The organism is Streptococcus penaeicida (assembly GCF_002887775.1).
GTDB classification, from domain to species: Bacteria; Bacillota; Bacilli; order Lactobacillales; family Streptococcaceae; genus Streptococcus; species Streptococcus penaeicida.
Genome location: NZ_LOCM01000122.1, coordinates 1 through 288 on the forward strand (window position 1 = coordinate 1; position 288 = coordinate 288).

The 288-nt window shown below is 41.7% G+C and carries 1 rRNA gene; it reads left to right on the forward strand.

Going from position 1 to position 288, the window contains the following annotated elements:
- The first annotated feature begins 112 nt into the window (after positions 1 to 112).
- Positions 113 to 228, forward strand: a 5S ribosomal RNA gene (gene rrf / locus AT575_RS10535).
- Positions 229 to 288 lie beyond the last annotated feature (60 nt).

Genomic DNA, 288 nt, shown 5'->3' on the forward strand with positions numbered 1-288 from the left:
TAATTGACTAGCTTTTTAGTCCGAGTACAATTTTGATAATAGAAAAGTTTATTGACATAGAGGTAGACTTCTTGTTAAGATATAGTTATTCAATTTTGAGTGGACTAAAAAGTTAAGTGACGATAGCCTAGGAGATACACCTGTACCCATGCCGAACACAGTAGTTAAGCCCTAGAACGCCTGAAGTAGTTGGGGGTTGCCCCCTGTTAGATACGGAAGTCGCTTAGCTTAGGAACACTCAATGGGAGTTTAGCTCAGCTGGGAGAGCATCTGCCTTACAAGCAGAGG